Origin of the sequence: Leptospira koniambonensis (assembly GCF_004769555.1) — a bacterium.
Classification (GTDB): Bacteria; Spirochaetota; Leptospiria; order Leptospirales; family Leptospiraceae; genus Leptospira_B; species Leptospira_B koniambonensis.
This window is the reverse complement of the sequence record NZ_RQFY01000007.1, coordinates 56,686-76,995: the sequence shown is the minus strand read 5'-3', so window position 1 is coordinate 76,995 and position 20,310 is coordinate 56,686. Positions and strand designations below refer to the sequence as shown.

Here is a 20,310-nt window from a genome sequence, read left to right as displayed (position 1 = left end):
GGCTTTCGCTACAATATGTAGAAGCTCCTACATTAAAAAGTTCGTATACTTAAATTCTTTTGTATACAGACTTTGAAAAGTAAGCTGAGATTTCGGATGTCCTTACTTTGAGGTGGAGAATAATGCGGATTTACATTTTTCTCCCAAAAGATTTTTGTTCTCTTGGAGGCAACGGATAACAGCTGTTCCTCGGTTGGAGCAATACTTCTCCTTATCTTCTTTGCAGGCTTCCATTCGTTGTTTTGCTTTTTCCCTGACTTCCTGTAATAATTCTTTGCAGTCTTCGGAAAGATTTTCCTCATTCTTTTTTAAACAAGTGAGAACATCTCCCTTGGGACTTTCCTTACAATATTTTTCTTTATCGGCACGGCATTGGTCTGCATGCGGGTGAGCCGCTCCTTCTTCATGAGAGCTAACGGAAAAATTGAATAAGTAAAAAAGGCACAAATAAGCCGTAACTACTCTAATTCTGCCTTTATTTGAAGTTCTGAATAACATGATGACTAACCTCTCTTAAGACCTTAGTCATTTTTGCTGGTTTCTTTTTTTCGAAAAGATAGAATTATATCTGAAGCGAAAAACCAAAGTCTAATAAATATTAGAAAGAAGAAGGAGGTAAGACGTTACTATTCGTCGGAACTGAGACAGAAAAGCGAAAATGTTTCAGACTTCGATTAATAATAATGAATCGTACACAAACTTTCTATCATGTGATATTTCTGTATGAGGACGAGGTCATGTTAACGGCTTCCTGTAGTCCTTCGAGGGACAAACTTTGGAAGAGCATCCTAAGTCTTTAAGTTGCTTAGTATACTTTAAAGGAGGTTTTGCGATTCTCTTCTGCATAGCCCAGACCAGGCGAAGAAGCGTTTTGTTTTTTCGTGCCGTAATTTGAAAAAGAGTTTCGGTATTGGTCCAGGTAAGGAACACTATCCACCGACTAAAAGATAAAATAACACCTGACGGTGCATTAGAAATCGCAAGGCAAGGATATGGATTACGAAAAGGAAAAAAAGAAACTCCTCTCTGCGAAAACGCCAGAGCAGTACATTGAATTTTCCATCAAATCAAAACTAGAAGGACCCAAGAAGTCCAGTATTACCACAGAATGGTTAAATAAATCCGGTTATACAATAGATGACATAAAATATGCAAGGAATAGGCATCCTTTTTGGAGAGAGAAAAGAAACAAAGGCTCTTACGAAAGAAACAGCCGTCGTCTAGAATACCATAACTATTATAAGACGGACGAGAAGATCGTTTGGGATGACGCTAAACTTTCCAAGTTTTACGACCTGAATCAGGAAGGAAATGCGGATCATGAGTTAGCTAGACTTTTCAAAACGTCCATTCCAGCTGTGAATCATATTCGCAGAAAGTTCCGTTTTTCCACCATTCTACTAGAACTGGAAAAAAAGAAACCGAACAAGGCTGCGGTTATCAAACTAAGCGGTCATTCAGAGTCTGTTCTGAAACGTTTGATTAAGGAAAAAGGAAAAAAATAAACTTCCTGCCCGTCGATCTTTCCGAAAGACGGGCCTTGTCAATAAATTTCAGAAGAAGGTATTCCTAAAAATCCTTCTTTAAGATAAATCTCTCCCCTATTTTATAATCTTTTACTGTACTTCATATTTTAGTAAAAAGTTGCGCGTCATCTGCCCAAGAGAATCTTGGAACTGATCATCCATGTATAAACAAATCAGCCGCTTTTCCATTCTACTCTTTTTAGGGATCTTCACTTCTTCCGTACTTTATGCGGGACCTGTCCGTGAATTTTTAAGTTCAGACGGTAAGTCCAAAACAAACCAAGAGAAAGAAGAAGATCCTAAACCTTCCGCTCCTAAAAGAGAAATCCCTAGATCGGAAGAAACTTCTTCACCTTCTCCCAAAATAGAAGTGAAGGTTAAAAAAGAAAAAGTAGAATCTGTGGCTTCTGCGGAACCTTCTTCCCGTAAATCTAAACGTATAGAGCGTAGGAAAAAAGGAAAAACTAAGGTTTCTAAAAAGGAAAAACAAGAAACTAAAGAGAAAGAAAAAGATACTGCTTCTAAGAAGTACGAAAATTCTCATCCAGAAGTTTCAGGACTTCCTCCTAAGACTGAATACGATACTAAAAATCCAAACGCAAACGCGGAACTAGGTCATGGAAAAGGGATCCCTGTTTTATGTTATCACCACCTGGTTGGAAACCAAGATCCAATGGGTGGATATAATTTAGATCCAAGCCTTTTAGAAGAACAATTTAAGTATCTTAAGTCAATAGGGTACCAAACCATTAGTTTGGACCAATTCTATCAGTACCAACAAGGAAAGGCTGGTTCTGATTTCCCTGCTCGTCCTGTTCTTTTAACTTTTGATGATGGATCTTTAACTCATAGAGATGTGCTTGTTCCATTACTCAAAAAATACGGAATGAGAGCTTCTGTTTTTATTTATCCAACTGTGATCTCCAATCCTAGATATAAATTTTACTTAAGCTGGGCGGCGCTGAAAGAAGCCTTGGACAGTGGAGTTTTGGATATAGGTTCTCATACTGTATACCATCCTAAATTGCCTGCAATGTCTAGAGCAGAGATCAGAAGTCAGCTTAGAGATTCTAAAACAACTCTGGAAGCAAAAACAGGCAGAAAGATCCAAGACCTCGCTTATCCATTTGGATTATTCGACGTACGAGTGATAGAAGAAGCGAAAGCTGCAGGTTATAGAATGGCTTTCACTGTAAATCCAGGTAAAAATCTTCCTGGAACTTATGCTTATACAATCCATAGATCCTTAGTGACTTGGGGAATGTCTCAATCCAGGTTCAATTCTATTCTAAGCGCTTCTCCGCCTGTTAAGATCCAACTAGGGGTTCTGGATGGCTCTTGGGTCAAACCGGGAGATAGTTTTCCAGTTATAGTAGAAGGTCTAGACCCTAAGTCGGTGGCGATCAAGATCAGCGGGAAAGAAGGTATCATTCAGAGAAAGTCGAATACTGAATATATCATTAGAATTCCTGAATTCAAAAAGACTACTTATCCAGCTATGACGGTGATTGGCAAAACTCCTTCCGGCAAAAGAAGTGAAACTCAATTTTTATTTGTAAATAGAAAAGAGTTTAAAAAAGATCCCGACTAAATATTACTTTCCGATAAATTTTTAGGTTTCCGAAAGTTCTAAAGTTATATTTTATCTAGAAGAACCGTCAAAATCGTATCGTTTCCGCGAAAGTTTTTTGACATCTCTAGGTAGGTAAGAATATTTTCGGTATGCTAAAAAATTCCGAGACATTCGAAAGAATCCAAACATCCATAACTCGGAATCGCCTTCCTCTTGTTTTATGGACGGCGTTGCTTTCTCTCGCCCTCCCCTATTCTTATTTTGCAGATCCTGTTCCAGAACAGGGTCCTGTGCTTCATTTAGATTCTCATTCTGCAGGTAAAATCCCTCTAAGAGAAGAGATCTCCTATTATAAAGATACAGAAGGAAACCTTACTTGGGAAGATATCTCTGCCCCAGATTCCGAAATTGAATTCAAAAAGAATACGGATAGAATGCCAAACTTTGGTTATGATTCTTCTCCTTATTGGCTTAAATTCTCAGTAGAAGCAGAAGAATCTCTTTCAGAAGAACGTTTTCTTACCTTAGAATATCCTCATATAGATTATGTAGATGTGTATTGGAAAGATTCTAAAGGTAGAGAAGGTGAATTCCATACAGGAGACATGCTTCCTTTTAAGGAAAGACCGATCGCCGAGAGATATTTTGTATTTCCTTTAACCTTAGAAGATAAGGGCAAGATAGAAGTGTATATCCGGATCAAGTCAGAAGGATCTATCACTCTTCCACTTCATTTAGTTACTAAATCGAATTTGGAACATTCTTCTAGGATCTCATTACTCATAGATGGTATCTATTTTGGCGCCCTAGGAGTGATGGTATTCTATAATTTCTTCCTATTCTTGGGCATTCGAGAAAAAACATATATATATTATGTAATTCTAATTTTTGCAGCGACCTACTTTTTGATCATGAGTTCTGGATACGGCTTCTGGTTTTTAGTCCCGAATTCCCCTAAATTTGTAAATTCTTCCTTTATTATGGCCACATGTATCGCGATGATATTTTTAGGCCTATTTGCAGAAGAATATCTACAGACCAAGGATGCTTATCCGATCTTACATGTATTTATCCGAGGACTGACAATTGTTTGGTCCATCTTGACGGTTTTACCATTATTTCTACCTTTAAAGTACCTTCTTCCTTTTACAGCCATTCTTCCAATTTTGGAAATTTTGGTATTGATGATCATTTCTCTGATCCAAAGTTTAAAAAAGGATAGAAAGGCCAGAATTTTCTTAAGCGCATGGATGTTCAGTTTAATCGGAGTTTTTATATTCTCTCTGAATAGACTGGGTCTTTTTGATTCTGAAGAGATTGCTTCTGGGACGTTAAAAATTGGCGTTTTAAGTAACGTTATTCTTCTTTCCTTGGGACTCGTAGATAGGATCAATACTTTCCAAAAAGAAAAAGAAGAATATAAAGAAAAAGCAGAGAAACTATTTGAACTTTCTCTAATGGACCCTTTGACAGGGGTTGCCAACAGAAGATTTTTCGATCAGGAATTGGAAAGAGAATGGAACCGATCTGTTAGAACGGAAAGACCACTTTCTCTTTTAATGATAGATGTGGACTTCTTCAAGGCGTATAACGATACCTACGGTCACTTAAAAGGCGACCAGGTACTTTTCAAAGTGGCGCAAGCATTAAAAGAATGTTTAAATCGTTCTTCTGATATGATCGCTCGATACGGAGGAGAAGAATTCTCCGTTATTCTACCTGATACCCCTGTAGAAGGCGCGATAGTAGTTGCCTTGAACATGTTACAGACAGTCGAAGATATGGGGATACCTCATTCAGAGAGTACTTTCACAAGAGTCACTGTTTCTATAGGTGTTTCCAGTAATACAGATCGTGATATCCATTCTTACCAAGAATTGCTCGGATTAGCTGACAAAAACCTATACGATTCCAAGGCATTTGGTCGAAATCATATACGTCATTGATCCTTTCCGAAACAATCGTTCGAGAAAGACATTCGGGAAAATCATGAAAATTTAATTTTTCCTGGACCCTTGGCCCAGTCGGGATTAAAATCGGTCCCCGCATGGAACCTCTCAAACTCCCCTTTCTAAATTCTCAGACATTATATTGGACTTTAAAGACTTCTACAGATTCTTTTAAGGAGCATCCTGCTCAATTCTTTAAACCGGATGGTAAAACTTATAAATCCATAAACTTTAAAGAGCTAGGTGATCTAGTTACAAGGATCGGTTTAGGTCTTGTATCTATTGGAGTTAAAAAAGGAGAGAATGTAGGTTTGATCGCTGATTCCGGACATCGTTGGATCTGGGCGAGTATGGGTATTACAAATATAGGAAGTGTGGATGTACCTAGAGGAACTGACTCCACTCTCGAAGATCTGATCTATATCTTAAACCATTCAAAGGCAGAAGTTTGTTTTGCAGGAAATTCAGAAGTGGTTCGTAAGATCAGTTCTTCTTCCACATCATTTCCTCATTTAAAAACAGTTATTTTATTCGAATCTTCTCATCATTCTGAACAAAGACATCCATTCAAACTTTTGCATTTAGATGATCTAATCTCTCTAGGAGACAGATGGATCCAAGAAAAAGGAGAATTAGAATTTCATTCTAGAGGTGAATCTATCCAAGAGTCTGATCTTGCTACCATCGTTTATACTTCCGGGACAACAGGTCGTCCTAAGGGAGTCATGCTCACCCATAAAAACATAGTCTTTAACGTGAATATGTCTTTGGCATTGGATGATGTTCGTATCACTCCAGAAGATAGAACAATGGCTTATCTTCCTCCTTGGCATATTGCAGAAAGATTGATTGAAACTGCGTGTGTTAGAGCAGGAGCTTCAGAAGCATTTACTTCTATTTCTAGTTTAGGACAAGATCTACAGGATATCAAACCTACTTTCCTTCTTTCTGTACCTAGGGTTTGGGAAAGTTTTTATAATAAGGTCCAAGATAAACTAAAGGATGCTTCTCCAGTTGCTAAAACTATTTTCAAAACTTTTCAATCCGTCGCAAATTTTTATTATAAATATAAAAGTAGGCTTTTCGGTTTGGAATTTGCATTAAAACCAAGATCTTTTTTTGGAGAGTTTTTCCATAGAATGAGCGGACTAGTCGGAACATTCTTCTGGTTCGTGCCGAATATTCTGGCTCAATTACTATTTTCTAAAATACGAAAAAGTCTGGGCGGAAGATTAAAATTTGCGATCTCAGGAGCTGGAGCACTTCCAGAATACATAGATAGATTTTTTAATTCTATAGGAATTCCAATCTTAGAAGGATATGGAATGACTGAAACTAGCGGAGCTTCTACTAGAAGGAGACTAGATAAAATCACAGTTGGAACTTTGGGAAAATGTATCCCTGGTGTAGAAATTAAAATTTTGGACGAGAAGGGAGAAGAAATCCACGAACCTGGAGTGAAAGGGATCGCTTGGCACAAAGGTGGTCATATCATGCAGGGGTACTATTTAGATCCTGAAAAAACTGCAGAGACAATGAAGGACGGATGGTTAAATTCAGGGGACCTTCTTCTTTGGACCTCCCAAGGAGAATTAAAATACGCAGGAAGAGCTAAGGACACAATCGTACTTTTGGGCGGAGAAAATTTGGAACCTGAGCCTATCGAGTTCGCTCTTACCCAAAGTGAGTTGATCTTGCAGGCTATGATCGTAGGACATGACCAAAAAACGTTAAGTGCACTTTTGGTCCCGGATTGGGAGGCCTTAGACAAACAATTACGAGACTGGAAATCCAGATTATTACAAGAAATTGCTGACCCAAATTCTGATCCGGATGTTAGAGAATTGTTCAAAAAAGAGATTAAAGAGAGAGTTTCTTCTAAAAACGGTTTTAAAAATTTCGAAAAAGTATCTAATTTTTACCTTCTTCCGAAAAAATTCGAGCCTGGAGACGAGTTAACCATGACTATGAAGGTGAAGAGGAACGTTGTCTCGGATAAATATAAGAACCAAATAAATGAATTATTCAGATAAAACTCCATTTGCCGTAACGAATCTGAAAAAGGATCGAATCCAAGATAAAGGAGATTTTATGCCGGTTTTGACCCAAACAGTAAAGAATCGATTATCCACGATACTTTCCGTTTTTTCGGCTCTTGTATTTTTACAGACATTATTTTTTAAATTCACAGGACAAGATGAATCAGTTCATATCTTCTCCACTCTCGGGATAGAGCCATGGGGAAGGATAGGAACTGGCTCAGTCGAATTTTTTGTAGCAGCACTTTTGATTTTCCCTCCATCCAGATTCGTAGGAGCCTTAGTAGGTTTCGGGCTGATGATCGGAGCGGTATTATCTCACCTTTTATTTTTAGGAATAGTAGTAGATGATGATGGAGGCTTATTGTTTGCAATGGCAGTGAGTGTACTTATCTCCTGCATTATTATACTGAATTTAGAGTGGGACCACAGACCTCCTACCTAGTTCCATAATTTTCTAAAATTCTTTCGAATTCTTATCTTTAAAAAAGGAACGGTTACTCTAAACCTAGGTTCCAATTTTGAAGATAAGAAAAATATGAAAGCTCGCTATCCAATTTTCACACTTCTACTCTTTCTATTTTCCCAATCCGTAAATGCCGAATCGATCAAATCGGTTAAAAAGAAGAAGGTCCGGCAAAGACAAACGGAAAGCTCCGAAAAAAATCCAAACTCTCAGCAAGAATTACAGGAACATATTTTTACCAGTATGGGATTTGGAAAAGGGTTCTCTTTCGAAACTTCAGATAAACAAAACTTTCTAAACATGAGAGTACGTTTTCAAGAAAGAGCAGTTGAAACGATCAGCCAAAAAGAAGGAGAAAAACAAACTGAAGGCTTAGAATTCCAAGCCAGAAGAGCAAGACTTGTTTTTGCCGGAAATTTTTTAGGTAAGGATTGGCAGTATTACGTTCAATTATCATTTTCTAATTTGGATATGGAAGAAGATAGACCTATTCCCCTAAGAGATGCTTCCCTATCTTATACAAAATTTAATAACGCAAATATTAAAGTCGGGCAAATGAAAGTACCTTATAATCGCCAAAGATTTATATCTGATGGACTGCAAGAATTTGTAGATAGAACCGTTTCGAATGAAGAATTGAATCTGGATAGAGATGTCGGGGTTTTAGTCTCTTCTTCAAATTTATTTGGATGGAATTGTTTCGGATATTCAGCAGGTGTTTTTGGTGGAGAAGGAAGAAATAGGAGCTCTAACTCAAGCGGAGTATTAACTAGCGGAAAACTTACCTATTACCCGTTGGGAGTTTTTTCAGATAATGGAGAACCGGATCTGGAACATTCTGCCAAACCAAAACTTGCACTTTCAGTCGCAGGCGCAAATAACCAAAATACAAATCGTGAACTGTCTACTCATGGAGATACCTATCAATTTGCAAGATTCGATTATACGAATACTGGAGCAGAGTTCTTATTCCAATGGAAAGGTTTCTCAGCTTCCGGAGAATATCTAACTAGAAAAGCAAACTCGCCTTTTATGGAAAAAGAAATAGGGAATCGAACCCTAACAGAATATTCCAGATCAGTAAAGGGAGGATTTTTCCAATTAGGTTATCTTTTCCAAAATAATCTAGGAGTGGCACTTAGATATTCTGAATATAGACCCTGGGGAAAAACAGATCCAAAACTTACTTATTCCAGAGAAAGAGGTCTCGCAGTTTCCTATTATCTCAAAGATCATAATTTGAAAATACAGGCGGATTATGCTTATCTGGAAGGAGGATATGTGGACAGTTTGGGTTCTCATAGGATCAGAGCCCAGATACAAGTATTTTTATAAAAGATTTAAGCGAAGACTTTGAAAAAAATGTAATCGTTTTTTCATCTCGGAAAGTTTCTGGGGAGGCGATCTGAGCCTCGAATCCGTTGACAATCTTACAGGATTTCGTCTTATGGAAGTAAGGTATTATTCAGCTAGATGAAATTTCGAAAAGGAAGACTTTACGACGCGTTTTTCATTTCTGACATCCATTATCTTTTGAATAAGAAGATCAAATCACATAAGCACAAAGAGCTTTTCCAACTACTAGACCATCTGAACAAAAAAGAAATTCGTTTCAATAATCTGTACCTTGTCGGGGATATTATCGAGAACTGGTTTTTCAGCGCGGACAGAAGATTACAAAGAGTAAAAGGCAAAAAAAGATTTAATAAACTTTTTGAACGTCTGGATAGGCTCTCTTCCGGTAACGGCAAAAAATATTATATTGTTGGGAACCACGACACTACTTCTTATCTGATGAGACTGACCCCTAAGGTAGAACATTATCTTATCGAAAGAGGTTGGATCATTTGTGAGAAGGCGGAGAATGAAACTCTGATCGCCATCCATGGTCACCAAGGCCAGTATAACAAATTTACCTGGATGGGTTCCATTCTTGTCTTAAGAATTCTTCATGTATTCGCATCCGCTCTTCCTGCATTATTCAAATTTTCAGAAAACTTCTACCATAAACATCTGAACAGACAAGATCCAAGCACTGTAGAAGAGACATTACATTATTACCAAAAACTTTCTAAACTTACCCACCAAGATAAGAAGGTTTTGATCTCAGGCCATACACACGACTTCTTATGTATCCCTAAAATGAATATTATCAATACCGGAGATTGGGTGAAGAGTAATAGTTTCGTAATCCAGGATGGCAAAAAATTTTCCGGAATTCGGATGACTGCCAGAAAAGAATTCAAAAAAGAATTCGTCTTACATGTTTGATTGTTTTCTGAGACTGCCGCATCACTCTAAGCTTAAGACCCAAATCCCTAAAAACTAATTTGCAATTTCTTGCCTGTGGGCTATACTTCGGCGCATGTCCGAAGAACTGTTGATAGAATATCTAAACTTAATAGATGAACACGCTTGGCTTTTTTGGTCGGGGGTCGTTTTTCTTTTTTTACTCTGCGTTTTTATCCATGATATATTCCAGAAAAAACATACGATCAAACATAACTTTCCAATCGTAGGTCATATCAGATATCTATTCGAAAAAATAGGACCGGAACTCAGGCAATATTGGGTGGCTAATGATAAGGAAGAAATGCCTTTTAATAGGGCGGAAAGATCCTGGGTTTATGCCACAGCAAAAATGCAAAATAATAATTTCGGATTTGGGACTACCGAATTATTATACGATGCAGGCTACCCTATCATCAAACATTCTGCCTTCCCCTTCCCTGAAAACAAAGCAAAATTTATAGAAGCTGATAGTTCTATGATCCCTTCTCTCAAAGTAATGGGAGAATTCAGGAACAGAAAAAAATTATATAGACCTGCATCGGTTGTAAATATCTCCGCAATGTCTTATGGATCTTTGGGCGAAAGAGCCGTATCTTCCTTAAACAAAGGAGCAAAGATAGCACGTTGTTATCATAATACAGGGGAAGGTGGACTTTCTCCTTATCATAATTTCGGAGCAGATGTTGTATGGCAACTAGGTACGGGGTACTTCGGTGCCAGGGACGAAAAAGGTAAATTTTCCTTAGATCATTTTTTAAAACGTTTAGATGCAAATCCAAATGTCAGAGCAATAGAGATTAAACTTTCTCAAGGCGCTAAACCCGGAAAAGGAGGGATCTTGCCTGGAGCAAAAGTCACTAAAGAGATCGCAGAGATCAGAGGAATTCAACCTGGACAGGATTGTATTTCGCCTAATGGACATACTGAATTTAATGATGTAAAAAGTCTGATCGACTTTATAGAAAAATTAGCATCCACCTCCGGACTTCCTGTAGGGATTAAAAGTGCAGTGGGAGAATCTAAATTTTGGGAAGAACTTGCGAGCCGGATGAAAGAAACGGGCCAAGGTCCTGATTTCATCACGATCGATGGAGGAGAAGGAGGAACAGGAGCAGCACCTTTAACTTTTACCGATCACGTTTCTCTTCCTTTTAAGGTAGGATTTGCTAGAGTATATAAGATTTTTCAAAAGTACGAGATCGCAGACAGAATCGTATGGATAGGCAGCGGAAAATTAGGTTTTCCAGACAGAGCAATAGTCGCGTTTGCTATGGGCTGTGATCTCATCCACGTGGCAAGAGAGACCATGATGTCTATTGGTTGTATCCAGGCACAAAAATGTCATACAGGTCATTGCCCTGCAGGAGTAGCAACTCAAAGTAAGTGGTTACAAGCAGGTTTGGATGTAGAACAAAAAGCTAAACGTGCAGCAAACTATATCAAAGGATTCAGAAAAGAATTATTATCCGTAGCTCATGCATGTGGATATGAACATCCTCTTCAATTTACAGGGAACGATATAGAGATCGGAGCGGGTCAAAATAGATTCAGGACCCTGACCGAAGTTTTAGAATACGAAAGAACTCCTATAAAATTCAGCACTATGATGGATTATACGAGTAATATCACTGCACTCGGTTAGTTTTTAAATCGCTTGCATTAGGTCGGGTCCCTGTAAATATTTGCGGGACCCGAATGAAACTGATCTCATCTTTTTTCCAAAATTTCTGGAACTTTATTCGTTCTCCTAAAGAAGAACTTCAAAAAAAAGCGCCCTTCCCCGGATATCCGATCTTATTTGTTAAAACTTTTATCCCGTTATTGATCGGATATTTTTTTGCACATCTTTCTTTTAAAGCTTTAGGATTACAGTATGTATTCTTAGGCGGATCCATTCTGAATATGTTCACGAGAGTGATTATACCCGATATGTTTTTCGGGACTCTGTTTGCATTACTCTTCACTGTAATTTATCTAGGTGCCGGTGTAGGTATTCTTTGGGGAATTTCTAAAATTTTCTCTTATCCATTCGAAACTGATCGAGGTTTAGAATTAAGTTCTAAACTGGCTCATTCATTTTTGATCTTGGGACTTCTGATCTTCTTTGGATTTACCGGAATATTTGGATCTATCGTATATTTAATATTCTTTATATACTTTTCCTTCTTAGTCATTCTAGTATTATTCTACGGGATAGAAGCAGGACAAAGAATAAGTATTATTTTTGGTTTAGTTATTGGACTTATCTCTTATGGTATTTTTTTCTTAAAAGATGATACACAGATGGAAAATCTCACTATTCCTACCCAACCGGAAACAATGACACCGGAAGAGGAAAGAGAGAAAATACAAGATGCAGAAGATGTGATCCGAAAATTAGAAGAAGCCCGCAAAGAAAAGGGCTACGACAACTAGTATATTCAAAAAGGATAAATAATGGCAAGAGTTCAACTGGATCTGCCCGAAAAACTGGCATGGTCTACCAGCTTAAATATCAGGATTTATGATACAAATTTTGCAGCGCATTTAGCTCACGATAAAGTGGTCTCTCTTTTACATGAATCCAGAGCAAGATTATTCAAAGAGAAGGGATTTTCGGAACTGGATGTAAACGGATACGGGATCATTCTTACCGATCTAGTAGTTGAATATAAGGCCGAAGCTTTTTTCGGAGACCAGGTCCGAGTAGAGATCGGAGCAGGTGATTTTAGTGCGAAAGGTTGCGATCTATATTATAGAATGACCCATACAGACGGGCCGATTAACGGCAAAATTGTATGTAATGCAAAAACAGGTCTTGTGTTCATGGATTATGCTACTAGAACAGTTAGCAATATTCCGGACGTCTTTAGATCCTGGTTCTGAAGAAAGGATATTAACAAAATATATTATCTTTTGTTAATATTATTAAATTTCAGTGAAAAGCACGGATTTTTTAATTTGATTTTTTCTTTTTGTCCGAGTGGTAAGTCAACGCGAAAGAAATACATTGTTTTAATTCTTTTTCCGGAAGTTTAGTATTTTCAGAAAATATAATACTTCTGTTTCCTTCGAAATGAAATGTTTTAGGATATAATTTCCTAAATCTGGAGATCAGATCTGTTTGGCAATGAAAGAAGATCGCATATTCTTTCGATTCCCCTTTTAATGCATCTATTCGGATCGTAGTCCCACTTTTGGATTCAGGAGTGATATAACTGGGTTGTCCCCATTTTAGAACTTCTTCTATCCTGCCTACTCCTTGGGTCTCTTTTGCAGTTTCGAATATAAGTTCTCTTAAACGGAATAATTTCTCTCGTACAGCGGGAGAATAATCTGAGAATGTTTCCGCTACATCTGAATTAGTGAATTTTTGGAACTGATTCTTTTTTTGAGCCATGGATTCTTCTTAGGTCGCACTTATAGGATCTACTACAAGGCAATATTTCTTAACTTAAAAGTATGTAGGAATTCCTAGATTCGATCTTGACCTTTTGTGCTTTTTATCGGATCGAAATATAAATTTCGGAAACCGGATTCTGAGGATCCCAAAATCTTTCATCAAAGACCTCAAAATCGTCTTCTGATCCTCTTTCATATTCGCTATTTGCAAGCCAGGTGCCGTAAATGTATTTCCAGGCGCTGAGTAACTTTTCAGTAGTATTTCCGGGAACGGTAAACAGCATATATTCAGAAGGAGTGGTTCCAAAATCCTTTTTAAATTCTCTTAGAAAAGTTTCAGGAGTTTCGTATCCAAATTCAAAGGCAATATCTATGACCTTAGATCTAGTTAGGATCAATTTTTGTGCCGCTTCAGAAAGTCTTCGTTTGCGAATGTAAGAATACACAGAATATCCAGTCATATATCTGAATATTCTTTGGAAATGCCAAAGAGAACTAAATGAATTCTCTGAAACGTCTTTTACGGATATATTATTCTTAAGATTTTTTTCTATAAAATTAAGCGCTGAATCTATTTTATCATAGTGGTTTATCATAATTAAAAATTCTAAACACTAATAGTACAAGCCTGTGCACATCTGATCCCATCCATCGCTGCAGACACGATCCCGCCTGCATATCCGGCTCCTTCTCCGCAAGGATACAAACCTTTGATACGAATATGTTCCAATGTTTCTGGATCTCTTGGTATACTAACTGGAGAAGAAGTCCTAGTCTCAGGAGCATGAACCACTGCTTCATTTGTCAGATATCCTTTCATAGATTTATTAAATTCTTTGAATCCATCTTGCAAAGCCTTCATTACAAATTTAGGAAGAACGGAAGAAAGATCTGCAGATATAATTCCTGGAGGATAAGAAGTTTTGGGAAGATCAGAAGAAATTTTACCTTCTACAAAATCAGCAAGTCTGGTCGCAGGAGCTGTTTGGGTTTTTCCTCCTGCAATCCAAGCTTTTTGTTCTATCTCTTTTTGGAATTCCATCGCAGCCAATGGCCCAAACTTTTGGAGAGGTAGAAAGTCCTCTTGCCTTAGTTCCACCACGATCCCAGAATTTGCAGTAGGCCTTGCTCTTTTAGAAGAAGACCAACCATTCGTCACAACCTCTCCAGGTTTTGTGGCACATGCTGCGATCACTCCTCCCGGGCACATACAGAAAGAATACACTCCTCTACCATGGATCTGTTTTACAACACTATAAGGAGAAGGAGGAAGAAAGGGACCTCTGTCATCGCAACTATACTGAATTGAGTCTATTAAGGATTGTTTATGTTCTACTCGAACACCCACAGCAAGAGGTTTTAAATGGATCTCTATTCCCTTATGATGTAATAATTCAAATATATCTCTGGCAGAATGTCCTGTGGCCAAAATCACTTTGTCGGCAAGAAAACGATCTCCATTCTTTGTGATAACACCTTTAATAGAATTTCCTTCGACGATTAGATCAGTTACTCTTTGGTTGAAATGGACTTCTCCGCCTCTTTCCTGGATGGTTTCTCTCATTCTACGAACAATACTAGGAAGTTTATTGGTTCCTATATGAGGGTGAGCATCTATTAGAATATTAGGATTTGCTCCAAAACCTACAAGTAGTTCCAGAATACGACGGACATTCCCTCTTTTTTTGGATCTTGTATAAAGTTTGCCGTCTGAATAAGTGCCTGCTCCACCTTCTCCGAAACAATAATTGGAATCCTCATCCACAATATGATGAGCATTAATATTCTGAAGATCTTTAGGTCTTGACTTAACGTCTTTTCCTCTTTCCAGAACGATAGGTTTTAAACCTGATTGGATGAGTTCTAAAGCGGAGAATAAACCGGCAGGTCCAGCTCCGATCACGATCACTTCTTTAGAATTTTTTACATCAGGATAATCAGGAAGATGGATCTCTTCCGGTACAAATTTTTCGTTAATATAAACTCGGACTTTGAGATTAACGAAGACAGTCTTTTGTCTTGCATCAATAGAATGATTTAAGACCTCAATATGTGTAATATCCGACAAAGAGATCTTTTTGGATTTGGAAATATATTCTGTAAGCCGATCCGGTTGTTCGGCGATCTCAGGCAAAAGCCTAAGTTCTAATTCTTGGGTCATAGTTGAGGACCAAAAGTTTTAGGATTTGTATGTAATGGAGTTAAAAAAGAAAGGAAGATTGATGCAAGGAATTTTAAGGAAGGATTGGAATAAATAGAAAGGCTTTCGCACCGAAAATGAAGATTCCGGGGGAAGATCAAAATTAGAATCGCAAAAATCCTAGATTTATCACTAAGTTGGTAAACCAGGTAGATCCTTGAAAGTAACGGACCGACAAAAGAAAAAATTCTTAAAGTCCCTGAAACAGGCAAGGATCGAAGCAGGATTCACTCAATCAGAAGTCGCCCGTCAGATTGGGACCAGTCAAAGTTTTATTTCTAAACTAGAATCAGGAAGTATATCTTTAGAAGTGGAGATATTTTTAAAGTTATATCAATTGTACGAAAAGCCTGCGGTGTATTTTTTCTCCGCATTTTCCCAAAAATAAAAACTCATTTTTGGACTTCTCCCCTATTCTTAATAAACTTTTGGATCATCTCTAACTGAGAATCAGAGACGAATAGATCAATCGCATCATTCGCACTATACAATCTATACTGAAGCGATTTCGCAGAAAGAATATCATTCTCCATTTCTTTTGTAAATATTAACTTACCGGAAAGAATATTAGAGGTTAATGTAGAAGTCCTGGTGCTAGTCATAGGAACACCACCGTAACCATATCCAAAACCAATTCCGGGTCCCATATTTGTAGAAACCTGAGTGCGAACTGTGACTTGATTTGCAGAATAATTCGAATCGGCGAGAAGTAATTTCGCAGACTTACGATCAATTTTTATGTATGCCTCCGGGCCTAAAGAAGCGAGAGTTTCGGAACCTTGGAGTCGAATGATCAAAGTGATCTGAGAAATCACTCCATTCTTAATTTCTTTTGCGTATTGACCGCCATAAGAATAAACACTTTTGTTCGGGTTATCTACCTTCGCTTCATGATCCATATCCATTTTGACGACAGTGATGTCTCTAAAAGGATCTTGCACAACTTGTATCGTTGCTCCGCAGCCGACGCACAAGAATAGAAAATAGAATATTAAAGATTTATACTTCAAAACTGGAAGAACGATCACGATGCAAATTTTCCTTTTCTTGGATTATTTACATCGTGATATCCAAATTTATTTCTGCAAGGGAGTTACATCTCTCAGCTTAGGAAATCTGAGGTATAATCCTGCCCATAGAATAATTCCCAAATAGACTGGAAATAAAATATGAGAACCTAAAGGATTTAAAACACGAACATGAGTCGCAACAGCTCCACCCAAATAACCTGTGAGTAAGGTTGCTCCCAGCACTGCAGTTCTAGGGAAAGCATATAACAAGGTGCTTACGATCAAAACAGTTCCCAAGTAAGGCATTACTTCAACCGGGTAACCAAGTTTAGCTCCTTCTGCCTGAGCTTCCGGCGGCATTTTATCTAAGAAAAATTTTAACACTCCGTCAAAGAGCAGAAAAAGTACAACCAATCCGCTGAGCACTCGACCGGTCCAAAGTTGACCTTTCGAAACGTTTTCAGATCCCATTCTATATTTCCTCCAAATGAGAGTGCAATTTTGAGATCTTCAGAGGAAAAGTTCAAGAACTATTACAGAAATTTTGAATTCGATTCTGTAATAAACATATGCTTGTAGCAAAGACGACTACTCTCAACTAAAGAGCGTTGGAGATTATTTCTTTTTCGTTTTTTTAGGGACCTTCTTCTTATATTCTCCCACTCTGAATTTTACGATCTTACGGACCAGAGAAAAAGGTAAAGGTCGATCGATCGGAAATTGAACTGAACCCTTTGCATTTTTGTATTTATCAATTTCTTTCTTAAATTTGGCAATTCCACTTGCTCCTGGGTAAAAACCGATATGATTTTTATATGCAGCGAAATGGACCAGATTTCCGTTCAGATAAAAAGTCGGGATCTGATAGCTTATCTTCTCACTTGCTTCAGGAGCTTCTTCTTGGATCACTTTTCGGAGTTCCTGAAGAATGGACTGGACCTCTTTGGGAAAAGTTTTGATGTATTCGTCAATCGATTTGAATGTGCTTTTTGTCTTATCCATAAATAAACCTGAGAAATTTGATCAGAAGAAGGTCCGTTCGACCTAATTTACTTTTTCTTAATGATTAATATCCCTGCAAGATAACTTGTCGGAATATAAGCTCCGACCAAATCCAGAACATTAAACCAAGCAGGAGCAGGAAGCATGAGAACATTTGCAGTCCCACCTACTAAGAAAAAACCTCCAATCACTAAGGCAAATTTAAGTTTATGACTCGCTGCAATCGATGCAGCTACCAACGCCCCTACAAATGTACCGAGAGCATGAGCTAAAAAAGGAAAGATAAAATGTTTAGGTTGGAATAAATGAATGGAAGCCTTTAAACCTTCCATAGTAGTTACATCGGCACCTTCAGGAGGAGGAATGATACTACCGCTGATTGTAATAAGCCCCATATTCACTATACTTCCAATAATAAGCCCAGCAATTACAGATAAGGTATTTCTAACATATGGATTCATAATTCAAGCGCCTCACAATTCAAAAAATAAATGATTTAAAGGGCTCATGAAAACAATACAAGCGCAAAATTATGGATCGATTCTCTTTAAACTGTCCCTGAACCAGTTTCGGGAGCGTCAAAAATTTATTAAACCGATTAGTTTAATATTTGACAGGACAGAATCCTAAGCAATTTATTCAACTAAATGGTTGTATTTCAAAAAAATGAACAAAGGTTAGATCAAGTATTCGCAGCTCTTGCAGATAGTTCGAGAAGGCAGATGCTTGCTAAATTGCGAAAAAGGCCGCTCACCATTTCAGAATTGGCTGAGCCCTTTTCCATGTCCTTTGCTGGAGTTGCTAAACATATAGATGTGCTTACATCGGCTGGTTTAGTTCGTAAAGTTAGAGATATTGAAGATGGTCGCAGCTTTCGATTAGAGCTGCAAAATCAATCTCTTATGGAAGCTTCTACTTGGCTTGCATATCATCAGGAATTCTGGACCAACAAACTAGATAAACTCGAATCCTTTATAGAGGAGCAAGACCATGATAAACCAAGTCGTAAGAATAGAAAAAAGAATTAACGCAGAACCGATTCGGTTGTTTCGAGCCTGGTTAAAAGCAGAAGAGTTTTCCAGCTGGTTTTTACCCGGGAATTCAATCGGGATCGAATCGGCTTTATTAGATCCACGCCCTGGTGGTCGCTTCAAGATCAATATGTTACACGAAGGCAAAATTCTGCCTCATGAAGGAGAATACCAGATCGTCGATGAACCAAAAAAATTAGTATTTACTTGGAGATCACATGCGACCGGCGGCTTAGACACATTAGTCACTGTTACTTTTGATCCATTAGAAGAAGGATCTTCAAATCCAAATAAGAAACCGCAAACACTCATAACGTTAATACACGAACGTTTAATAGGAGAAGATGCTATCACTTCCCATAAAGCAGGATGGACCCATATCATTGACAGCCTTGAAAAATGGCAGGTCGGAAAAAATTAATACGTACTTTTTATCGGCAATACGCCGGGAAAAAAAAGAAACAACAAACGTAAGGAGAATAAGATGAACGGAATCTATCACAAGATAGGCGTTCGTGCAGGAACTGCGGACGTCATCAAGGCGCTGACGACTAAGGCGGGGCTTTCAGGATGGTGGACCAGACATGTAGAAGGTCCGTTTACAGGCGGAGTATCTGGTATAGGAGAACCTATCCATTTCGATTTTGGAATAGCAGGGATCGACATGAAGGTAAAAGAACTTTCATCACAAAATGTTCTTTGGGAATGTATATCAGGACCGGAAGATTGGATTGGTTCTCATATCGATTTTAAACTAAATCCAGGAACTGCACCTGACGGAACCGCATTGACCCTTATCTATTTTAAGCATCAGGATTGGAAAGCTGAAAGTGATTTTACTGCGCATTGTAGTATGAAATGGGCAGTTTTCTTACTTAGCCTAAGAGACTTGATTGAAACTGGCGCTGGCAAACCTGCGCCGGATGATATTAAGATAGACGACTTTAATTAAAAATGAACTGCGCGGGGACGCCCGCGCTGCTTTTGCAAAATTACTTTAATCTTTCCAGAACACCTTTTCGTTTTACAATATTTTTATAATCCCACTGGATTTTCTTGGATTTATTCACCCAACGTTTTAGATCTTTTTTATTAATTTGATCCGGACTTGTATAACGGACTTCAGCAGCTTTAAACGTTCCTTCTGGCTCTAAACCTTCCTCATCAAAAGATTGTCCGCTCCAAAAGAGTAACCGAATACAATTTTTAAGCTTACTATATCCTACAACTGGATTCCCATCTAAAAACCAAACTGGATGAGCATGCCAAATTTTATTTTCCGCTTTAGGAAGATGAAGATTAATTTCTTGAGAGAGAATATTACAAATCTCTTTTTCAATTTTGGTTTGTGAATTATTGTATTTTTGGACTTCTTTATTCATGTAATTATATTATAGGTAAAAAATTCCCAGCTACTCTGTTTGGCCCCCATTTTATTATATAGAGCTTGCGCAGTTACATTATCAGGAGCAGTCACCCATTGGAGTCTTGCAGCTCCTTGAAATTTTGCATATTTTGCACAATGATCAATCAGCGCTTCTCCTATTCCTTGTTTTCTAAATTCGGTTAGAGTAAAAAGATCATTCATAATGGCTACTTTGCGAATGATACTTGATGCATAAGAAAAATATACAGTAGCAAAACCGACTAACCTTCCATCTTTTCTATATCCGAACAGACATCCTGAATTACTACCTTCTCCGAATTGAGAAAAGAATACTCTATTCTTTTCATCATTAATAGATTCTATCTTATAGAATTCTTGGTATTTACGAATTAGAGGAAGGAGCTCATCTAAATTTTTATCCGAGATAGTTTCGATGCTCATATGATTTTTATAT

At 37.8% G+C, this 20,310-nt stretch carries 24 protein-coding genes; 14 read left to right on the top strand and 10 right to left on the bottom strand.

The genetic code is table 11. From position 1 onward, the window contains the following. Nucleotides 1-102: 102 nt before the first annotated feature. On the bottom strand, nucleotides 103-498 hold the full coding sequence (locus tag EHQ52_RS15770) for a hypothetical protein (RefSeq protein ID WP_135616146.1): 396 nt from the start codon (nucleotides 496-498) through the stop codon (nucleotides 103-105). Nucleotides 499-992: 494 nt separating this feature from the next. On the opposite strand from EHQ52_RS15770, the gene EHQ52_RS15765 reads away from it, so the two are divergent. The 10 genes from EHQ52_RS15765 to EHQ52_RS15720 all read left to right on the top strand — a co-directional run bounded on the left by EHQ52_RS15765 (nucleotide 993) and on the right by EHQ52_RS15720 (nucleotide 12,710). Further along, nucleotides 993-1,505: an LB099 family protein gene (locus tag EHQ52_RS15765; RefSeq protein WP_086445869.1), complete on the top strand. Its 513-nt coding sequence runs from the start codon at nucleotides 993-995 to the stop codon at nucleotides 1,503-1,505. A gap of 181 nt (nucleotides 1,506-1,686) precedes the next feature. Beyond that, nucleotides 1,687-3,117, top strand: coding sequence for a polysaccharide deacetylase family protein (locus EHQ52_RS15760; protein ID WP_135616145.1), 1,431 nt, complete (start codon nucleotides 1,687-1,689; stop codon nucleotides 3,115-3,117). A 212-nt stretch (nucleotides 3,118-3,329) separates the two neighbouring features. After that, nucleotides 3,330-5,045, top strand: a complete 1,716-nt coding sequence (locus EHQ52_RS15755; RefSeq protein ID WP_244244930.1) for a diguanylate cyclase — start codon at nucleotides 3,330-3,332, stop codon at nucleotides 5,043-5,045. A gap of 101 nt (nucleotides 5,046-5,146) precedes the next feature. After that, nucleotides 5,147-7,081 carry an AMP-dependent synthetase/ligase gene (locus EHQ52_RS15750; RefSeq protein WP_135616143.1) on the top strand — a complete coding sequence of 645 codons (1,935 nt, stop codon included), beginning with the start codon at nucleotides 5,147-5,149 and terminating at the stop codon, nucleotides 7,079-7,081. A gap of 58 nt (nucleotides 7,082-7,139) precedes the next feature. Further along, nucleotides 7,140-7,532: a DoxX family protein gene (locus EHQ52_RS15745; protein WP_208653523.1), complete on the top strand. Its 393-nt coding sequence runs from the start codon at nucleotides 7,140-7,142 to the stop codon at nucleotides 7,530-7,532. Nucleotides 7,533-7,625: 93 nt separating this feature from the next. Further along, nucleotides 7,626-8,888 carry a porin gene (locus tag EHQ52_RS15740; RefSeq protein WP_135616141.1) on the top strand — a complete coding sequence of 421 codons (1,263 nt, stop codon included), beginning with the start codon at nucleotides 7,626-7,628 and terminating at the stop codon, nucleotides 8,886-8,888. Between the two features lie 138 nt (nucleotides 8,889-9,026). Next, a complete protein-coding gene (locus EHQ52_RS15735; protein WP_135616140.1) occupies nucleotides 9,027-9,824 on the top strand; it encodes a UDP-2,3-diacylglucosamine diphosphatase in 798 nt (265 codons plus the stop codon). A 94-nt stretch (nucleotides 9,825-9,918) separates the two neighbouring features. Further along, complete coding sequence (locus EHQ52_RS15730) at nucleotides 9,919-11,487, top strand: FMN-binding glutamate synthase family protein (RefSeq protein WP_135616139.1); 1,569 nt, start codon at nucleotides 9,919-9,921, stop codon at nucleotides 11,485-11,487. Nucleotides 11,488-11,540: 53 nt separating this feature from the next. Further along, nucleotides 11,541-12,260, top strand: coding sequence for a hypothetical protein (locus EHQ52_RS15725; protein WP_135616138.1), 720 nt, complete (start codon nucleotides 11,541-11,543; stop codon nucleotides 12,258-12,260). A gap of 21 nt (nucleotides 12,261-12,281) precedes the next feature. Next, the gene (locus tag EHQ52_RS15720) at nucleotides 12,282-12,710 is read left to right on the top strand and encodes an acyl-CoA thioesterase (RefSeq protein ID WP_135616137.1); all 429 of its coding nucleotides are present in this window, start codon (nucleotides 12,282-12,284) and stop codon (nucleotides 12,708-12,710) included. 70 nt (nucleotides 12,711-12,780) lie between these two features. On the opposite strand, the gene EHQ52_RS15715 is transcribed toward EHQ52_RS15720, so the two are convergent. The 3 genes from EHQ52_RS15715 to EHQ52_RS15705 form a co-directional block, all read right to left on the bottom strand. Next, complete coding sequence (locus EHQ52_RS15715; RefSeq protein WP_135616136.1) at nucleotides 12,781-13,224, bottom strand: DUF1801 domain-containing protein; 444 nt, start codon at nucleotides 13,222-13,224, stop codon at nucleotides 12,781-12,783. A 103-nt stretch (nucleotides 13,225-13,327) separates the two neighbouring features. Beyond that, on the bottom strand, nucleotides 13,328-13,822 hold the full coding sequence (locus EHQ52_RS15710; RefSeq protein ID WP_244244929.1) for a helix-turn-helix domain-containing protein: 495 nt from the start codon (nucleotides 13,820-13,822) through the stop codon (nucleotides 13,328-13,330). An 11-nt stretch (nucleotides 13,823-13,833) separates the two neighbouring features. Next, complete coding sequence (locus EHQ52_RS15705; protein WP_135616135.1) at nucleotides 13,834-15,387, bottom strand: NAD(P)/FAD-dependent oxidoreductase; 1,554 nt, start codon at nucleotides 15,385-15,387, stop codon at nucleotides 13,834-13,836. A gap of 196 nt (nucleotides 15,388-15,583) precedes the next feature. Between EHQ52_RS15705 and EHQ52_RS15700 the strand changes: the two genes are divergently transcribed. Beyond that, nucleotides 15,584-15,814: a helix-turn-helix domain-containing protein gene (locus EHQ52_RS15700; RefSeq protein WP_135616134.1), complete on the top strand. Its 231-nt coding sequence runs from the start codon at nucleotides 15,584-15,586 to the stop codon at nucleotides 15,812-15,814. Nucleotides 15,815-15,818: 4 nt separating this feature from the next. Here the strand turns inward: EHQ52_RS15700 and EHQ52_RS15695 are convergent, their stop codons facing one another. The 4 genes from EHQ52_RS15695 to EHQ52_RS15680 form a co-directional block, all read right to left on the bottom strand. Continuing rightward, the gene (locus EHQ52_RS15695) at nucleotides 15,819-16,454 is read right to left on the bottom strand and encodes a hypothetical protein (protein ID WP_244244928.1); all 636 of its coding nucleotides are present in this window, start codon (nucleotides 16,452-16,454) and stop codon (nucleotides 15,819-15,821) included. Between the two features lie 48 nt (nucleotides 16,455-16,502). Further along, entirely contained in the window at nucleotides 16,503-16,907 is a 405-nt protein-coding gene (locus EHQ52_RS15690) for a DoxX family protein (RefSeq protein WP_135616133.1), read from the bottom strand. 144 nt (nucleotides 16,908-17,051) lie between these two features. Then, complete coding sequence (locus tag EHQ52_RS15685; RefSeq protein ID WP_135616132.1) at nucleotides 17,052-17,438, bottom strand: iron chaperone; 387 nt, start codon at nucleotides 17,436-17,438, stop codon at nucleotides 17,052-17,054. A 47-nt stretch (nucleotides 17,439-17,485) separates the two neighbouring features. Further along, on the bottom strand, nucleotides 17,486-17,899 hold the full coding sequence (locus EHQ52_RS15680) for a hypothetical protein (RefSeq protein ID WP_135616131.1): 414 nt from the start codon (nucleotides 17,897-17,899) through the stop codon (nucleotides 17,486-17,488). 186 nt (nucleotides 17,900-18,085) lie between these two features. On the opposite strand from EHQ52_RS15680, the gene EHQ52_RS15675 reads away from it, so the two are divergent. The 3 genes from EHQ52_RS15675 (at nucleotide 18,086) to EHQ52_RS15665 (ending at nucleotide 19,421) form a co-directional block, all read left to right on the top strand. Continuing rightward, nucleotides 18,086-18,466, top strand: a complete 381-nt coding sequence (locus EHQ52_RS15675; protein ID WP_135616130.1) for an ArsR/SmtB family transcription factor — start codon at nucleotides 18,086-18,088, stop codon at nucleotides 18,464-18,466. After that, nucleotides 18,429-18,890 carry an SRPBCC family protein gene (locus tag EHQ52_RS15670; protein ID WP_135616129.1) on the top strand — a complete coding sequence of 154 codons (462 nt, stop codon included), beginning with the start codon at nucleotides 18,429-18,431 and terminating at the stop codon, nucleotides 18,888-18,890. The genes EHQ52_RS15675 and EHQ52_RS15670 overlap by 38 nt, the downstream gene beginning before the upstream one ends. A 63-nt stretch (nucleotides 18,891-18,953) precedes the next feature. Further along, the gene (locus EHQ52_RS15665; RefSeq protein ID WP_135616128.1) at nucleotides 18,954-19,421 is read left to right on the top strand and encodes an SRPBCC family protein; all 468 of its coding nucleotides are present in this window, start codon (nucleotides 18,954-18,956) and stop codon (nucleotides 19,419-19,421) included. 40 nt (nucleotides 19,422-19,461) lie between these two features. On the opposite strand, the gene EHQ52_RS15660 is transcribed toward EHQ52_RS15665, so the two are convergent. Continuing rightward, nucleotides 19,462-19,851, bottom strand: coding sequence for a DUF1801 domain-containing protein (locus tag EHQ52_RS15660; protein ID WP_135616127.1), 390 nt, complete (start codon nucleotides 19,849-19,851; stop codon nucleotides 19,462-19,464). Further along, complete coding sequence (locus EHQ52_RS15655) at nucleotides 19,848-20,297, bottom strand: GNAT family N-acetyltransferase (RefSeq protein ID WP_135616126.1); 450 nt, start codon at nucleotides 20,295-20,297, stop codon at nucleotides 19,848-19,850. Before EHQ52_RS15655 ends, EHQ52_RS15660 begins: the two co-directional genes overlap by 4 nt. Nucleotides 20,298-20,310 lie beyond the last annotated feature (13 nt).

Excerpts from the sequence above, each read along its gene's own strand:
- EHQ52_RS15675 (WP_135616130.1), top strand. The coding sequence starts at position 18,086 with ATGGTTGTATTTCAAAAAAATGAACAAAGGTTAGATCAAGTATTCGCA.
- EHQ52_RS15715 (WP_135616136.1), bottom strand. The coding sequence starts at position 13,224 with ATGGCTCAAAAAAAGAATCAGTTCCAAAAATTCACTAATTCAGATGTA.
- EHQ52_RS15665 (WP_135616128.1), top strand. The coding sequence starts at position 18,954 with ATGAACGGAATCTATCACAAGATAGGCGTTCGTGCAGGAACTGCGGAC.
- EHQ52_RS15660 (WP_135616127.1), bottom strand. The coding sequence starts at position 19,851 with ATGAATAAAGAAGTCCAAAAATACAATAATTCACAAACCAAAATTGAA.
- EHQ52_RS15760 (WP_135616145.1), top strand. The coding sequence starts at position 1,687 with ATGTATAAACAAATCAGCCGCTTTTCCATTCTACTCTTTTTAGGGATC.
- EHQ52_RS15750 (WP_135616143.1), top strand. The coding sequence starts at position 5,147 with ATGGAACCTCTCAAACTCCCCTTTCTAAATTCTCAGACATTATATTGG.
- EHQ52_RS15770 (WP_135616146.1), bottom strand. The coding sequence starts at position 498 with ATGTTATTCAGAACTTCAAATAAAGGCAGAATTAGAGTAGTTACGGCT.
- EHQ52_RS15730 (WP_135616139.1), top strand. The coding sequence starts at position 9,919 with ATGTCCGAAGAACTGTTGATAGAATATCTAAACTTAATAGATGAACAC.
- EHQ52_RS15720 (WP_135616137.1), top strand. The coding sequence starts at position 12,282 with ATGGCAAGAGTTCAACTGGATCTGCCCGAAAAACTGGCATGGTCTACC.
- EHQ52_RS15710 (WP_244244929.1), bottom strand. The coding sequence starts at position 13,822 with ATGATAAACCACTATGATAAAATAGATTCAGCGCTTAATTTTATAGAA.
- EHQ52_RS15745 (WP_208653523.1), top strand. The coding sequence starts at position 7,140 with ATGCCGGTTTTGACCCAAACAGTAAAGAATCGATTATCCACGATACTT.
- EHQ52_RS15705 (WP_135616135.1), bottom strand. The coding sequence starts at position 15,387 with ATGACCCAAGAATTAGAACTTAGGCTTTTGCCTGAGATCGCCGAACAA.
- EHQ52_RS15690 (WP_135616133.1), bottom strand. The coding sequence starts at position 16,907 with ATGGGATCTGAAAACGTTTCGAAAGGTCAACTTTGGACCGGTCGAGTG.
- EHQ52_RS15670 (WP_135616129.1), top strand. The coding sequence starts at position 18,429 with ATGATAAACCAAGTCGTAAGAATAGAAAAAAGAATTAACGCAGAACCG.
- EHQ52_RS15725 (WP_135616138.1), top strand. The coding sequence starts at position 11,541 with ATGAAACTGATCTCATCTTTTTTCCAAAATTTCTGGAACTTTATTCGT.
- EHQ52_RS15735 (WP_135616140.1), top strand. The coding sequence starts at position 9,027 with ATGAAATTTCGAAAAGGAAGACTTTACGACGCGTTTTTCATTTCTGAC.
- EHQ52_RS15765 (WP_086445869.1), top strand. The coding sequence starts at position 993 with ATGGATTACGAAAAGGAAAAAAAGAAACTCCTCTCTGCGAAAACGCCA.
- EHQ52_RS15740 (WP_135616141.1), top strand. The coding sequence starts at position 7,626 with ATGAAAGCTCGCTATCCAATTTTCACACTTCTACTCTTTCTATTTTCC.
- EHQ52_RS15680 (WP_135616131.1), bottom strand. The coding sequence starts at position 17,899 with ATGAATCCATATGTTAGAAATACCTTATCTGTAATTGCTGGGCTTATT.
- EHQ52_RS15685 (WP_135616132.1), bottom strand. The coding sequence starts at position 17,438 with ATGGATAAGACAAAAAGCACATTCAAATCGATTGACGAATACATCAAA.
- EHQ52_RS15655 (WP_135616126.1), bottom strand. The coding sequence starts at position 20,297 with ATGAGCATCGAAACTATCTCGGATAAAAATTTAGATGAGCTCCTTCCT.